This window comes from Levilactobacillus huananensis (assembly GCF_003946145.1).
In the GTDB taxonomy this organism is placed as follows: domain Bacteria; phylum Bacillota; class Bacilli; order Lactobacillales; family Lactobacillaceae; genus Levilactobacillus; species Levilactobacillus huananensis.
Genome location: NZ_RHOC01000007.1, coordinates 74,909 through 89,331 on the forward strand (window position 1 = coordinate 74,909; position 14,423 = coordinate 89,331).

At 44.0% G+C, this 14,423-nt stretch carries 16 protein-coding genes, 1 tRNA gene and 1 riboswitch; of the genes, 7 read left to right on the forward strand and 10 right to left on the reverse strand.

Features of this window, described 5'->3' with window-relative positions; genetic code table 11:
- Positions 1–984: an asparaginase gene (locus EKM71_RS07125; RefSeq protein ID WP_318530882.1), complete on the reverse strand. Its 984-nt coding sequence runs from the start codon at positions 982–984 to the stop codon at positions 1–3.
- 292 nt (positions 985–1,276) lie between these two features.
- Positions 1,277–1,375: riboswitch (purine riboswitch) on the forward strand.
- A gap of 182 nt (positions 1,376–1,557) precedes the next feature.
- Between EKM71_RS07125 and EKM71_RS07130 the strand changes: the two genes are divergently transcribed.
- The 7 genes from EKM71_RS07130 (at position 1,558) to EKM71_RS07160 (ending at position 6,976) form a co-directional block, all read left to right on the forward strand.
- A complete protein-coding gene (locus EKM71_RS07130; protein ID WP_318530883.1) occupies positions 1,558–2,877 on the forward strand; it encodes a nucleobase:cation symporter-2 family protein in 1,320 nt (439 codons plus the stop codon).
- A 249-nt stretch (positions 2,878–3,126) separates the two neighbouring features.
- On the forward strand, positions 3,127–4,023 hold the full coding sequence (locus EKM71_RS07135) for an ABC transporter ATP-binding protein (RefSeq protein WP_125573927.1): 897 nt from the start codon (positions 3,127–3,129) through the stop codon (positions 4,021–4,023).
- The gene (locus tag EKM71_RS07140; protein ID WP_125573928.1) at positions 4,016–5,236 is read left to right on the forward strand and encodes an ABC transporter permease; all 1,221 of its coding nucleotides are present in this window, start codon (positions 4,016–4,018) and stop codon (positions 5,234–5,236) included. Before EKM71_RS07135 ends, EKM71_RS07140 begins: the two co-directional genes overlap by 8 nt.
- A 14-nt stretch (positions 5,237–5,250) precedes the next feature.
- Positions 5,251–5,622 (forward strand): hypothetical protein, encoded by a 372-nt coding sequence (locus EKM71_RS07145; protein ID WP_125573965.1) that lies wholly within the window; start codon positions 5,251–5,253, stop codon positions 5,620–5,622.
- Positions 5,623–5,679: 57 nt separating this feature from the next.
- Positions 5,680–5,752, forward strand: a tRNA-Ala gene (locus tag EKM71_RS07150).
- Between the two features lie 343 nt (positions 5,753–6,095).
- On the forward strand, positions 6,096–6,530 hold the full coding sequence (locus EKM71_RS07155; protein ID WP_047020933.1) for a LytTR family DNA-binding domain-containing protein: 435 nt from the start codon (positions 6,096–6,098) through the stop codon (positions 6,528–6,530).
- Positions 6,527–6,976 carry a DUF3021 domain-containing protein gene (locus EKM71_RS07160; RefSeq protein ID WP_060463101.1) on the forward strand — a complete coding sequence of 150 codons (450 nt, stop codon included), beginning with the start codon at positions 6,527–6,529 and terminating at the stop codon, positions 6,974–6,976. The genes EKM71_RS07155 and EKM71_RS07160 overlap by 4 nt, the downstream gene beginning before the upstream one ends.
- A gap of 1,821 nt (positions 6,977–8,797) precedes the next feature.
- On the opposite strand, the gene EKM71_RS07165 is transcribed toward EKM71_RS07160, so the two are convergent.
- From EKM71_RS07165 to EKM71_RS07205, 9 genes are all read right to left on the reverse strand, one after another.
- On the reverse strand, positions 8,798–9,211 hold the full coding sequence (locus tag EKM71_RS07165) for a hypothetical protein (RefSeq protein WP_125573929.1): 414 nt from the start codon (positions 9,209–9,211) through the stop codon (positions 8,798–8,800).
- A gap of 6 nt (positions 9,212–9,217) precedes the next feature.
- The gene (locus EKM71_RS07170) at positions 9,218–9,592 is read right to left on the reverse strand and encodes a DNA replication protein (RefSeq protein WP_125573930.1); all 375 of its coding nucleotides are present in this window, start codon (positions 9,590–9,592) and stop codon (positions 9,218–9,220) included.
- A 24-nt stretch (positions 9,593–9,616) separates the two neighbouring features.
- A complete protein-coding gene (locus EKM71_RS07175; protein WP_225418008.1) occupies positions 9,617–10,012 on the reverse strand; it encodes a hypothetical protein in 396 nt (131 codons plus the stop codon).
- 404 nt (positions 10,013–10,416) lie between these two features.
- On the reverse strand, positions 10,417–11,895 hold the full coding sequence (locus EKM71_RS07180; RefSeq protein ID WP_125573931.1) for a DNA primase family protein: 1,479 nt from the start codon (positions 11,893–11,895) through the stop codon (positions 10,417–10,419).
- Positions 11,896–11,908: 13 nt separating this feature from the next.
- The gene (locus EKM71_RS07185) at positions 11,909–12,679 is read right to left on the reverse strand and encodes a bifunctional DNA primase/polymerase (RefSeq protein ID WP_225418009.1); all 771 of its coding nucleotides are present in this window, start codon (positions 12,677–12,679) and stop codon (positions 11,909–11,911) included.
- Positions 12,680–12,690: 11 nt separating this feature from the next.
- Positions 12,691–12,915 (reverse strand): hypothetical protein, encoded by a 225-nt coding sequence (locus EKM71_RS07190; protein ID WP_125573933.1) that lies wholly within the window; start codon positions 12,913–12,915, stop codon positions 12,691–12,693.
- Complete coding sequence (locus tag EKM71_RS07195) at positions 12,915–13,145, reverse strand: hypothetical protein (protein WP_125573934.1); 231 nt, start codon at positions 13,143–13,145, stop codon at positions 12,915–12,917. The genes EKM71_RS07190 and EKM71_RS07195 overlap by 1 nt, the downstream gene beginning before the upstream one ends.
- Before the next feature lie 308 nt (positions 13,146–13,453).
- Positions 13,454–13,738, reverse strand: a complete 285-nt coding sequence (locus EKM71_RS07200) for a hypothetical protein (RefSeq protein ID WP_125573935.1) — start codon at positions 13,736–13,738, stop codon at positions 13,454–13,456.
- A 16-nt stretch (positions 13,739–13,754) separates the two neighbouring features.
- On the reverse strand, positions 13,755–14,423 hold the full coding sequence (locus tag EKM71_RS07205; protein ID WP_042750086.1) for a Rha family transcriptional regulator: 669 nt from the start codon (positions 14,421–14,423) through the stop codon (positions 13,755–13,757).

Genomic DNA, 14,423 nt, shown 5'->3' on the forward strand with positions numbered 1-14,423 from the left:
TTATGAAACGGCGGTACTCATAAAGCTTGCTAAGCGATCGCCAGTGAAGCCGGCACTTAATGCGACCAGAAGCTTGATACGGGCCTTTTGCCCGTTTAAACCTTGGCACAGCATTAGCCCCATCTTTCGAAGTTCGATGCCGCCTCCCTGATAGTCATAGATATCTTCGGCGAAGCCATTATAACACCGTGACACTAAAACGATCGGAATCCCGCGGTCCAACAGGCGTTGCAACGCCGGTAAGGTAATTGGCGGTAAATTCCCCGCCCCAAGGCCTTCAATCACTAACCCCTTTGTCTCGTCCGTGTTCAAGGCATCGAAGAGCGTTGCATCCATCCCGGCGTAAGCCTTCAACAAATAAACATGGTCGATGACATGGTCGATGTCCGTGTTAGCCTGCCGAATGAGTTGCTGGAAATAGGCTGGACGACCCTTGGCCACGATTCCGATCGGGCCAAAAGTTGGTGTTCTAAAGGTGGACACGTTAGTCGTGTGGGTCTTGGTTACGTATCGCGCGGTATGAATCTCATCATTCATAACCACCATGACCCCATTGTCTCGTGAGGAGTCGTCTGCGGCCACTTCAATGGCTGCTCGGAAATTATACAGGCCATCGGTTCCAACCTCATTAGAGGACCGCATAGCCCCTGTCACCACGACAGGAATCGTACTGGGAAGCGTCAAGTCGAGAAAGTACGCTGTTTCTTCCAACGTATCCGTCCCATGAGTAATGACGACGCCATCAATGCCCTCAGTCTCTGCTGCCACGATACGTTGCTTAATCTTCAGCATTTCTACTGGTGTCATATGTGGCGATGGCAGGTTAAACATTTCATCTGTCACCAGGTGAACGCGCCCCTCTAAAATCGTTTCTTGTTGGGCAATTGGATTCTCACTGTTGGGCACGACCTCTCCTTGTTCATTTTGGGACATCGAGATGGTGCCGCCTGTATGGATGGCCAGAATATTCTTCACAACCGTCAACTTCCTTTCAAAAATATTTCTACCCACATTGTACCCTATTTGCGGTAAAATTTAGTTAGAATTAGGAGAGGATGACGGAAGATTGCCGAAAAAAGATGAAAATGCCAACCCTAACCGTCCGGGCGTTCAGATTCATGCAAAACGTTACAGTTCCTCAGGCGGACTTGCCGATTGGGGTCCGCTGATGACCTGGTTTAAGGGTCTTTGGCGCAAAGTATGGCACCGGCATTAGAAATCACGTTGTGGTGTTGTTTTTTATTTTTTCTCGTGGTAAAGTAGTCAACATTCCATTAAATTTAAAATAGTGATTGCCTATATAATGCCAAGATAAGGTTGGCGAGTTTCTACCCAGAACCGTAAATTCTGGACTATAAGCAAATTGAGGACGAAACTCTTTTTGCCGATGAAGAGTCTTCGTCGGCCGAGTTTCCCATTGCCCCCTTTTTGCGAAGGGGGCTTTTTGTTTGTCATCCCTTGGCGTTGTATGGTTGTCACGAGAAGGAGGAAACTTTCTTGCAGTCCACAAATTCCGCAACACCAGCGTCGTCATCCTCAAACGGTCAGTCCCTTTCCCTGTGGAAAGCCGCTATCTTAGGCTTCCAACACCTACTTGCCATGTATTCTGGTGACGTCTTGGTCCCCCTACTTATCGGGGGAGCTCTACACTTCAATGCCATGCAAATGGCTTATCTGATTAGTGCAGACATCTTCATGTGTGGGGTTGCAACCCTTCTCCAATTGAAGCGAACTCGGCTCACTGGGATTGGCCTGCCCGTAGTGCTCGGTTGTGCCGTTCAAGCGGTCACCCCACTGAGTGCCATCGGAACGCAATATGGCGTTGGGGCCATGTATGGTGCCATTATTAGTGCCGGTATTTTCGTCTTTCTCAGTGCCGGTTGGTTCTCAAAGATCAAGCATCTCTTTCCACCCGTTGTCACGGGATCATTGATTACCATTATCGGATTTACCTTAATTCCCGTTGGGTTCCAAGATTTAGGTGGTGGGAACGCCACGGCTAAGAACTTCGGCGATCCGAAGTTCTTGCTGATCGGCTTTCTCACAATGGCAATTATCTTAGGTTTAAGTGTTTTTGCTAAAGGCTTCATGAAGTCACTGGCCATCTTGGCTGGTATCCTCGTTGGCACAGTCATTGCTGGGGCAATGGGTATGGTCTCTCTGACTGCCGTTGGTCAGGCCAGCTGGTTCCATCTCCCACAATTCTTCTACTTCGGGACGCCCAAGTTCGAATGGTCGTCAATTCTAACCATGATTCTGGTTTCTTTAACCACGATGGTTGAATCGACTGGTGTCTTCTTCGCTCTTGCCGAGATCACTGGCAAAAAGCTCGAAGAAGCCGACTTAAAACGGGGTTACCGAGCTGAAGGAATCGCCGTTATCTTGGGTGGGCTGTTCAACACCTTCCCTTACTCCACATTCTCCGAAAACGTTGGGGTTGTCCAATTGTCTGGTGTTAAGACACGCAAGCCAATCTACTTCTCTGCTTTATTCTTAATTCTCTTAGGCCTACTGCCCAAGATCGGTGCCTTAGCTACGGTCATTCCCGATCCCGTTCTGGGTGGTGCCATGATCGTGATGTTTGGCATGGTTGGCGTGCAAGGCATCCGGATGCTCCAACAAGTCGACTTCAAAGATAACAATAACCTCTTGGTCTCAGCCATTTCAATTGGCCTGGGACTAGGCGTGACGGTCTACCCCCAGATCTTCCAAGCCCTTCCCCAATCCTTACAAATCATTATGAACAATGGGGTTGTCATTGGCAGCTTCTCTGCGGTCATCTTAAATGTCCTCTTCAACATGATGCCTCGCCGTGAGGCCAGCACAGCCCAGGCACAGTTGAACACGACCGCACAAAATCAGGCACAGCACAAGTAAGTTAGATGTTAATTGCCACCCTTCTTGCGTAACATTTACAAGATTGGGCGGCTTTTTAAATTAGATTCAAATTAGGTTGTGTCCTAACTATGCCGCTTCATTTACAGAAAGACTGGTTAAATTAATTATGTCATTTTATAAGTTAGGTATTCGCTTGTCTTAACTACTATTTGCCCTGATCCGATTTTTTGGCGTGTTCCCTATCGTTCGCGTATAATAAGAACATCATCTACGAGGGGAGCTCAACCGATGCTCAGCATTCAACATATCAGTAAACACTTTGGTACCGTCCACGCACTCAACGACGTTAGTTTTGATGTGCCAGATGGCCAAATTTTAGGACTGATTGGCCAAAACGGGGCGGGAAAATCGACCACGTTTCATAGCCTTTTAAATTTTATTACTTATGATGGCACCATTACTTGGCAGGGACACCCCCTGTCCGCCAACGATTTCAATACCATTGGTTACTTGCCAGAAGAACGTAGTCTGATGCCTAAATTGACCATCGAACAACAGGTGGTCTACCTGGCCAGACTCAAGGGGCAACCAGCTAAAGAAACGCGGGCCCATATCGACGAGTGGCTTCAACGTTTTGCCGTTAAAGGGACCCGTAAGAGTCGGATCAAAGACCTCTCTAAGGGAAATCAACAGAAGGTCCAACTCATCTGTACCTTAATCCATCATCCCAAGTTATTGATCCTGGATGAACCCTTCAGTGGCCTCGATCCTGTCAATGCTGATCTCCTTAAACAGGCCGTCTTGAGGGCCCGTGACGAGGGTGCCGCAATTATCTTCTCCAGTCATGACATGGAACACGTGACCGCTCTGTGTGACCGGTTAGTCATGTTGCGTAAAGGCGATGTCGTTTTACATGGGACGCTGGCAGAAGTTCGGAACCAATTTGGCAAGACGGAACTCTACGTGACAACCGATTGGACGCCAGACCAACTCAAGGGCTTGCCAGGTGTTGCTGCTGTTACGATTCGCCAACCCCATCAATATCTCTTGCAGCTCAATGACCCCGCCGCTGGCCCAGCCATCTTCGACGCACTAACCGAGGGCCACTACATCGAAGAATTCAGTCAACAACCACCAACCCTCGATGAAATCTTCCGTTTGAAAGTAGGTGAAGACCATGCATAAAACCTGGATTGTCACCTTCGAAACCTACCTGCGCCAAATCAAATCATGGAGCTTTCTCTTCATGATTATCGGTCCCTTCCTGATGATCGGACTGACCATTGGTATCAGCTACGTCAGTGCGAACAGTGCTTCAAGTAGTCGTGAGGTCGCCGTCATCAGTGAATCGCAACCCCTGCGAGAAGCCTTCATCAAACAGAAGGATGGTCTGAATACCAAAATCACCACGGTCAAAGCTGCCAAGAAGGCCCTGAAGAAAGACCATCTTGCGGGGTATCTGGTACTAAGTAACCATAATCAACAGTTCAAGGCCGATTACCATGGTAGCGACACCATGGGAAGTAGCCTGCGCGCCCAGACTCAGAATTTCCTGGTTACCTATCAGCAAGCCACCAATTACCAACAAGCTAACCTGACTGCTAAACAACGAAAAACGTTGGCCCGAACCCCAGCCCTCACACAGCACATTGCTAAGAAGACCGGGACCGCCAACACCGCCAAGAAAGTTTCATTCTGGTTATTGGTCACCATGATTTACATCATCTTGATCACGTATTCCTCAATCGCAGCCCAAGAGATTGCCTCCGAAAAAGGCACCAAAATTATGGAGATTATCTTCTCCAGCACCACGGCAACGAGCTATTTTATTGGAAAAATCACGGGAATTCTACTGGTCATTCTGACACAGATCGTGGTTTATCTACTAGGTGGTTGGGCCGGCTACCAATTTGCCATCAACAATGCCAAATTAAAACCGCTCTTCACCGAATACCATTCGCTAATCAATGCTGTCATCCACAACCTCCTCAACATGAATCTCGTTTACCTCCTACTTGGCGTGGTCATCTACACCGTTCTGTCTGCGTACAGTGGTGCCATCGTCGCCAAGGCCGAGGATGCCTCGAAGGCCGCTCAACCGGTTGTGATGTTGGGAATGCTAGGCTTCTTTCTCACCTTTCCCTTCCAAAGCAACCTCGATGCTGCCTTCGTCAAAATCATGTCGTACGTCCCTTTCTTCTCGTCGTACTTCATGCCAATGCGCATTATCAACGGGACCGCAAGTGGCCTGGAACAAGGCCTCTCACTTGTCATTTTATTAGCAGCAATTGGTTTATTTGCCTGGTACATCGGCAGCCAATACCAACGTTTAATGCTACAAACTGATTCAAAGAGTGTTTGGCAACAGTGGATTCATGGCTGGCGCCATCAGAATTAAGAAAGGAAATGGGCATGACTGAGCAGGAGCGTTATTACCAACCGAAGAACACCACAGACGCGTTAAAGGAAGTGCAACGTCTCTTTAACAGCTACCGAAGTGCCCCGTTGACACAAGAGTTGCTCACGTATCATGAGGGCTTGGTGCAACGTTTGACGACCGACCTCCGGGAAGCCGCTCAAGCGGAACACCGTGCAGACCTCGTAACCGCCACCGACACGATGGCCCAGGCCATGCGTGGTTGGACCACCGTTCGATTGGCTGGCAAACCTTATGTCGGCCGATTGCGGCACTTTAAGTTTATCGCTGACGCTACCGGTCCAAAATTCAAGCGCAACGTTATCAAGACCCACGGTACCAGTGGTCACCGCAGTAGTCGTCACTAGATATCAATTACCCATTAACAAATCACGGCAACGTGCTATAATTAATGGGTAAGTTTTGGGCCCTTAGCTCAGTTGGGAGAGCGCCTGCTTCGCATGCAGGAGGTCGTCGGTTCAAATCCGGTAGGGTCCATTGGTGATATATCATAGGGCTTCATAGGCGCCCATAAGCCTAATAAATCAACGTTTTTGTTTTTTTAGTTTTTCATAGAAGTCCATAGAACGTCATTCAATGGCATTCAATTTGGCATTCAGTTTCTAAAATGGCATTCACTTTGGGTTCAAAAATAAATAGCGGTGGTAGGGATTGAACTGTTAGCTTTCCGGCTAGCAGTTTTTATTTCACTTATTTTTGCATAAACACCACTGGCCAATCATTCGTGACCACTCAACCACAAAAAATGACCATTGATCCCTATTTATCATATTCAAGTAAATTAGCGTAGTAGTATCAATATATAAGGAGGCACTACTAAATGAAAATCAACTTTCATATTGACCCCAATTTAAAAGATGAACACGCTGACTTTTGGTTACGTAAAATAACCGATCGCATATCCAATGTAACTTCTCAGTTGAATCAGGAACAAGAAATATTATGGTGCTATCACGATAAAGAGATTGAACCAGTTGATTACAAAAACATCCTTGTTCTGCAAACAGTTGGCAATCAAATTGAAGTTAAAACGCCTGACAATATTTACTATTGCAAAGCTCGAATCACACAACTTATTGAGCAATTACCATCACAATTTATTGAATCCGCACGGGGAACCATTATCAACTATAAAAAAATTGATCATCTTGAGTTGTTAGACAACGGCAAAATTGATGTGATTATGATAAACAGAGAACGCGTTCAAATATCACGTCGAAAGATAAAAAATTTAAAGGAGAAATTAGGAATATGAAAAAAACAATCAAAAGTTCTATTTACGGTATGCAAACTGGCGTTGTTCTGGGCTTATTTATATCTCTAGTTTTCAATTACTTATATGGGTCAAGCCACTACTACCCATCATCTCCTCAATTCTCAGAACACTTCACAAATCCCCTAAATGCTGTACTCGTTTCAATTATTCTATGGGCTACCATAGGATTATTATTCAGCTTGGGAGCTATCATTTTTGAAGTTGAAAACTGGTCACTTCTAAAAAGAACAATAATCAACTTTTTTATCTATTATTTAGGTTTTACACCGTTAGCAATTCTAGCAGGATGGTTTCCATTCAATATTTATTATCTAATATCTTTCACGATTACGTTTATCTTAATATATATCATTATGTGGCTTGTAAATGTCGCCATATCTCGTCACCAGATTAACGAGATTAATAAACGTATCAAAGAGGGCTAAGTTTGTAAATATACACTAATAGTCCACTAACTGTTAGCTTTCTGGCTAGCAGTTTTTATTTTGGCATTGGATTGCTTTAAGAAAATTTTATTCTATACTTGGATCAATAAGGGGATGTTAAGCATGAAAAAGATTATCTCACCTACGAAAAAAACTATTTATCTTTGGGGATTAGCTTGTTTTTTCTGTCTAGTAATGATGGTTATACCCAGTATCATACAAGTTAACACAAACATTGAATATTCCTTTCTTCTCTTGACTACAATTATTTTTGGTATTTCCTTATTACACTCAGTTTGTGGACTCATTTTCAATCGTTTTTACGATGATGGTGGCATTTTATCTACCGCTTTTCTGGAAGCTTGTTTCTTCGTGTTATTCTTCCTAATGGCAATTTAAAATTGATGTTTGGTTTCCACCATTTTCCACCATTTTTAAAATAATTATACTCAAGCTAAAGGTTGCTCTAAACCCCATCTAATGGGGCTATTAAAGTACGTTAGCTATAAATTGGTAACTAACTTAAACTTAGGTAGTATATCTGCGCAATTCTGCGCAGATCTTTCAGCCGAGTTACTAAGCGAAGTTTTCCGCTGTGCTATCTGAGGTCGCAAGTTACGACCCCAACGCACTAACTTGGTGCATTAGCTGACCCGTTAAGATGACGGGATAGGGTCCTTCGCGGCTCAATTTTGAGCCACCAATTTTGGGGAGCTAAGCCGAAAACTAGGCCGAGTTGGTGCACCCTTTTTTATGTGTATCTTTGAAAAGGGGTGCACCTACTTTGTGTGCATTGTTGGTAAATATAACATGCCAAAAGTCAGGAATGACAAGCGTTTTCCACAATGAATCCACGTTGTGTCCTTTACCCTAAATCATAGGAAATCTTATGTTTTCTTGATAGGCCTTAAAACCATTTTCATTAGTGATTAAGCATGGTAACGGATTATAGCAAAAGTTACGTATAAAATAGCTAAGCCGAAAGTCCGGCCGAGTGAGTATGCTATACGACCAGAACCACTGGAGCGGAATTTTCCGCTACACTATTTTTTGCGTTGATCTAACCTGATAAAAGGACAGATTAGAATTGTTTTCGCGGCTGAAAATTCAGCTCTACTAGAAAACATGTTTTGTCAACTAAGCAACAATGAATACTAGTCTAAATGCAGTTCAGGTTTTTTCAGGTTTTGAGGTAAGGTTTTGTCAGGTTTTGTTGCGCTCCGGCCTGAGGTTTTTGAGGTTATGTCCAAAACCGGACACATCTTTTTTTGTTGGTTCGATTGTCAGATATTTCTTGCTCCCAATACCAAGTTATTAATGTAAATCTCACCTAGACACTTTGCAATCAATGCTTTAAGCTGCATTGACTTTCTAAAACGGATACTAAACGAGTGATTGGAACGTCCATAGATACCTCAGTAGCAGGGCCTAGTTATATATGCCCCCCTACCCTAAAAGTTTCAAATTTGGTCTATCTCATAAACGCATGGCAATGTGTGTGCTCTACCTGTATATTGATAGGGGCGGGGGTATCTTTAATCTTCCTTGCTATTCATATAAGACTAATTTCGCATTCACAACACAGCATTTTCCTAGGAGTTAAAAATATGACAACCATAACTAAACTTTATCTTTGCATTTTCGCTTTGACACTAGCCCAACAATTATTTGAATTTTCTAAATGGATAGCGATAATACCTACTTTTATCATTTTATTATATATGCTCTATATAATTTTCCGTGACCATTACTACAAGAAACACAAATGAAGCTTTTCCGCATACCCAAAAGGGCCATACGTTCTCACGTACGGCCCTTTGATTAACCTTTACTATCTTCTATCTGCTGTAGCATTTCCTCAGCCTGCAGCCGTTGTTCTGGCTCACTGGTGGGGTCTGCTATCGTTGCCTGACAAATGGCCTTTATAACGTAAGTGTCTGCCATCCACTCGCCATTAAGTCGCTTAAAATGGCTGTCGTCAAATTCTCTATAGATGGGGAATTGTCGTTTAAACTCTACTAATGAATCAGACTGCGTGTTTGGCCCTAAGCCGTCTGCTATGCCTTTATCCACAGCCAATTGGGTTGGCTCGCCTAATTCATTCAACATCCCCCTATCAAACATAACTTGATATATCCGGGCCTTAACATCGTTCTCTTTACCCGGTGCGATTTTGCCATGTTGCTTAGCTACCGTGAACGCGTCTTCTACTAACTTAGGATACTTAATTTTCATATCTGATCACTCTGCTTTCTGCTGATGACTTAGCTCATTTGCTGGGATAACTTTAAACTTCAACTGACCTTGCCAATTGTCTAAGTCGGCTTCTTGGATGGCCTTTAACCGGATTCCCATGCTATTAATTTGTGTTTCATAGCTGGCAATGCCTAGGTTACGTTCAGCCTCGTTTGTCGCAATAAACATCCCTCTATACTCACCGGACCGCAAAGCCACGATAGGTACACCATAGCGGTTCACCAACACACTGATGATTTCTCTGACGACACGCATTTTTAGGTCAGTTAGCTTACATACATCCGTGGTGCTAATTGGGTTTTCTGACCCGTGTGGTAGTGCATTCAAAACGCTTTGTTCAATCATTGATAGTTGTTTCATTTCAGAACCCCTTTTCTATTGCTGTCACACATCTTCTCTAAACTCTCGCCTAATAACTTCCTTGACCGAACGTTCACTGACGTTAAACCACCAGTCAGCATATTCAAAGCCAGCCGCCCGGAAACCAGCTAACAACATAGCGCCCTTAAAAGCCCCGTTATAAACATAAAAGCCGTTACGCTCAAAAAGGTGTTTTAAACCGTAGCTAGTTCTGCCATGGTAAATTGTCTTGCGCTTACCTAGTTGCTGACACCACTCAACTAATGCTGATTGTTGCTCATCCGTTAGTTCCCAAAAAGCATTAGGTGAATCATACTTATTAAAGTCTGGCCGACTATACTCGGTGTTCCCATAAAGCGACTCAACGGGGATGGGGAGCTGTCCGCCACAATATTCAGCTTCTAAATCCATTCTATTCATGTTTTATCACCTTTTTTTGTTATTCGATCATGAAACATCACACACTCGCTCTGTATAAAAACGAACTAATTATATTTTTAAAATGCACATTGTTCGTATTATTCAGATTAGCGTGAATTAACATATAACGTCTGTAGAATTGAAATACGAAAAAAGTGTAACTTGTGTAACCAATTGCCAATGAGGCCTTTGATATCAAGGGGTTCATTGGTTACACTTATGCCTTTTTTAGTGTAACTTGGTTACACTTTTTCTGTAACTTTCCGTAACCTCGATGACGGTTACACTTTTAAAGTGTAACCAGTTACACTTATTTTTTCGAAAGTGTAACCATGATAGCGCCTTGATTACCAAGGGATAAGCCTATTCTGGTTACACAAGTTACACTTTTTAACCCAACTCACTTACACACTCTTTTTAACAATGCAATTGTAAGTTTTCCCTTGTTCGGGTATTCTGACAAAAGCCACTAATTCATCTTGTGTGTTCAGACTCTTTACTTGCCGAATATCTGCCTTGGACAACTTAGCCCTTTTCTTCTCGTAAGTGGGAATTGTCGTCATAAATCGCCGAATAAATTTGCTTTGGCCTAGGGCCTTAAGACCATTAATGCTGCAATACTTCTTGTAATACTCGTACAGGTAATATGTTGGCACCTTATCCACATTGACTTGGTCAAAGAAGCTCACCTTAAACCCAACCAACGGGTTATTATCTTCTTCAAAGTCAGCCAAGGCTTTCTTAGAGACCTCGGGGACGCTAAACTTCTCAAAATCCAACTGTAAAGCCTGATAGAGTACATATTCCAATACGTCTTGACGCGTAATATAATCGTTACGAATGCTCCAATTATCACCATGACCCTGAAAGTGATTGTTAAATGGGACGATCACAATCCGCCGCATAGTTCCCCCCTTGTTGTGAAAGTTGGGTAAGCCATTGCAGGACTGAACAACCGTGCACCTTAGCGCTGACGTGTACCCGTCTTGCCCTTTAGACTCAATGTTTACCAAGTCACCAGTTACCACACTATTAAAGTTGCTACTGTCCTTGATATAAATATCCGGGGCAATATCATCTCCAATGCAGACCGTTTTACCGACCAATCCAGACAAGCGAAAACGGGCATCAAACTCATTCACTTTCAAAGCACCAACATTGTTTAACCCGACTAAGTGCCGGATAAGTTCTTGAAATGTCCCTTTACCGCTGTTACCTAGCTCACTGAACAAGAAGATGGCTTTCTTACGGGTATAATTACCGTTCAGGCAATCGTTAATGACCTCCCATAGCAGATTGATAATCTCTTTATCCCCGCAAGCCAACTCGTTAAACCAGCCGTCTACCGTCCAGCCTTTAATGTTAGGTGGCACCGGGTTGTCACGGTAGCTCGTGGTTATTTTGGTCGTAAACACATAATCTGAGCTAAACGGCATTAGCCGGTGTTGCTTTAAATTCCAAATACCGTTCTCCACTGGAATAAGGTAACGCTCATTGGTCGGCTGTTTGATGGGAACTTGGTTCATTAGGTGGTACACCACGTCCGTTGCGTCTCTCTCGTTATAATCTGGATCAACCATTGAAATTAAACGGTGAATATACCGGTAGTTTTGCGTGTAAATGCCACTACTTGGTAGATAGACCGCCAGTCGTTCGGTCTCACTCTCGGAAAATAGGCACATTTTTAAATGACGCCTCATGATGTAGGAGGTCTCTAATGTCGGTAGATGGGGCAAAATGCCTCTCTCGGCTTGTTTGTCCGTTTGGTGGGATAACTTCCAGTTCTTACCGTCTGCTTTCAACAGCGTGTATATATCGGCCTTATCAGCCTCAACTATCTTTTTATCTCGTTCAGCGGCTAACCGTTCGATCTCCGCATCCATACGCTTAACCTCCTTACCGTTTCAGAATTGATATGAATATCCGGTTAACCTCTTTATCTGGTAAAGGCGTCTCTAACCGGCCGTTGGCATATTGCAATAACTCATAAGCTGTTTCACTTTGGCACCCCGTGTTGAGTATCTTGCCAACTAGTGAGGTTAGAAACACATTGCGGTTACCCGTGGTCGTCCCTTGTACTAAATCATCTAACCACCGGCCAGCCCATGTCTTATGGGTTGCCTTAGCGGTCTTACGGGCTACATCCAGCTTTGACTTGGTTAGATCACGGGTTAACCAGTCTGGTACTTGCTTAGCTTGGGCTATCGTTGCCCCAGATAAGGGATGATAGCTTTTACCATCAATTACACTGGGTGCAATCACGACAAAGTCCGTCAGTATATCTATGCCCGGTCGCCAATTCACCCGTTTATGGGGATGCTGCCCCTTAAGTTTAAAGAACAAATGAAGTCCATCCCCCGGTGTCTGCTCACTATAGGTGTTTATGGGTAGTTCATAACCGGCTTCCTTTAGCTTAGCCAGACTGATTACCCCGTTATGGCTGCTATTGTGCCGGTCAATGTCCACTACTAGCAGGTTAGCCGCATCTAAGCGCAAACCAATGTTGATATGAGGCCCTGCCTTAAACCACCCTGAAACGGCCTCTAAATCGCTTGTCGCCGACTTGTACCCATCAGTATCTTTCAAGGGTAGCTTGGTATTAGCCACTAGTGGAAACAACTTAAAACCCTGCCTAGCCAACGCGAGTGCATACTCTTTTCTATCCACATTGATCACCTCTATTTGGCGTGGCCAAGATGAGGCATAATGGCCAGTGAGTTCTTTACTCCTGCGTTGTTGACTTTAAGCCGGTGTATCTGCTGATTAACGGCCTGACGTTGCTTATCTGTTAGCTTTGTTTTGTTGACCAGTTTCTGTAAGTAATCCAACTGAACTAGCGTCCCATTTAAAGCCACTGTGGCCTCATGCAATATATGAGTTAACTTCAATGATTGATTGTTCATCAGTCTTCCTCCGGGCAAATAGCGTTTGACACAGCAAACATGGTTTCAGAGATGTTTAATAGGTTATCTTCCAAGTTATCCGCTAAATGACTCTCAAAATAATAGTTTCCCCAAGCCTTATCATCCCTTGTAAGTGCGATAATCATGCTTAGACTGTCAATGCTGACTTTCATCGACTCCCAAGCCTCTGTTAGCGTTTCAGCCTGCTTCAATAATTCTTTTTCATCCAAAATCATTGCCTCTTTCCTGTATTTTGCGTAAAATAGGCAATGAAAAAAGCATACAAATGCTGTTATTTCTGGCACATCCTGTACTCGCCAAAGTTAGGGGATGTGTTTTTTTGTATGCTCTTATTCATTACTATTCTCCGTTCTTACTTACGTTTCAGACCAACTATGCCGGTTGCAATGCCTAGAAAGTAACTAGCCATGAAGCCAACTAACAGCAAATTAACTAATGTCATACGCTCACCTCCTCAAAGTGGGACACTTAAAATGATTGCGAAATGGTCTACCACCGCTGGTTTTTGTTTTATGTGTTACTGATTCAAAACCCATTCCGTAATTTCTCGCTTGTAACCCATGGTCTTGTTGACCTCTGGCATTTCATGGATTGGCATACCGCTCTTAATAAGTACCGTCACCGTTGTGTCAGTCACCTTTAACCATTTAGCTATGGAATGCTTAGAACTCAACCACGGGCTATCTATGCCCGTTTGGCGGCGTGCTTCTTCCACCGCTTGCTTAATCGTTGCCATTACTTGCTTCTTCAATTGCTCGTCATACTCTGGCGATAACACCACCCGGAATGGTGATTGATCCACTGGCCACACCCTCTTATTAGTTTTTAACTGGCAATTGCAACGTGACTTTGTAAACCACCCCCTTAATTTGAAGGGCCTGTTTAATTTGCTGGTAGTCCATCCCCACATCCAGCAATACTTCTACCCGATTCTTAACCAGTCTCACTGCTTCGGCCTCATCACTGCTTAGGTACGTGGTGATTGCTTCGCTCTTGGGGATGTCCCGTGCCTTACGTAGCTTCGTGCTATCTACGCCTAACGCCTGTTTATAGATCAAGCGATTAAACGTGCTGTATTCGTGACCGTGCATTTTAATCTGGCTATCAGCTATCGTGGCATGTAAACTCTTTGAGAACTGCTTACCAAGCTCAAACTGGGCACGGCGTTCAATCAGTTCACGTTGCATAGCATAGAACTGTGCTACCAACTCCTCTTTGAAGTCAGCAACCCGTGGTGTGTTCTTTAAAAATGTGATGAGGAGTGTTGCCTGCTGCTGATTTAGTAAGTAAGTTTTAGACTCCTGACCACTTGCCATAGGCCGGATTTTAAATCCGACCTTACCCATTCGCTCCAATCGTTGATAAATATTCCGAATCATACGATTAACTGAATCTCGTTCAATTCCCGCATACTCCGCAATCACATCCCCGGTCGTAAACGGTTCAGCGTCTACCTGCTGGGATGATAAGAAAACTAGATCATTCAT

Bases quoted from the DNA above. Each gene is read 5' to 3' on its own strand.
- EKM71_RS07205 (WP_042750086.1), bottom strand. From the start codon at position 14,423: ATGAATGATCTAGTTTTCTTATCATCCCAGCAGGTAGACGCTGAACCG.
- EKM71_RS07180 (WP_125573931.1), bottom strand. From the start codon at position 11,895: ATGGATGCGGAGATCGAACGGTTAGCCGCTGAACGAGATAAAAAGATA.
- EKM71_RS07160 (WP_060463101.1), top strand. From the start codon at position 6,527: ATGAAAAAAACAATCAAAAGTTCTATTTACGGTATGCAAACTGGCGTT.
- EKM71_RS07155 (WP_047020933.1), top strand. From the start codon at position 6,096: ATGAAAATCAACTTTCATATTGACCCCAATTTAAAAGATGAACACGCT.
- EKM71_RS07165 (WP_125573929.1), bottom strand. From the start codon at position 9,211: ATGAAAATTAAGTATCCTAAGTTAGTAGAAGACGCGTTCACGGTAGCT.
- EKM71_RS07190 (WP_125573933.1), bottom strand. From the start codon at position 12,915: ATGAACAATCAATCATTGAAGTTAACTCATATATTGCATGAGGCCACA.
- EKM71_RS07145 (WP_125573965.1), top strand. From the start codon at position 5,251: ATGACTGAGCAGGAGCGTTATTACCAACCGAAGAACACCACAGACGCG.
- EKM71_RS07175 (WP_225418008.1), bottom strand. From the start codon at position 10,012: ATGAATAGAATGGATTTAGAAGCTGAATATTGTGGCGGACAGCTCCCC.
- EKM71_RS07140 (WP_125573928.1), top strand. From the start codon at position 4,016: ATGCATAAAACCTGGATTGTCACCTTCGAAACCTACCTGCGCCAAATC.
- EKM71_RS07135 (WP_125573927.1), top strand. From the start codon at position 3,127: ATGCTCAGCATTCAACATATCAGTAAACACTTTGGTACCGTCCACGCA.
- EKM71_RS07170 (WP_125573930.1), bottom strand. From the start codon at position 9,592: ATGAAACAACTATCAATGATTGAACAAAGCGTTTTGAATGCACTACCA.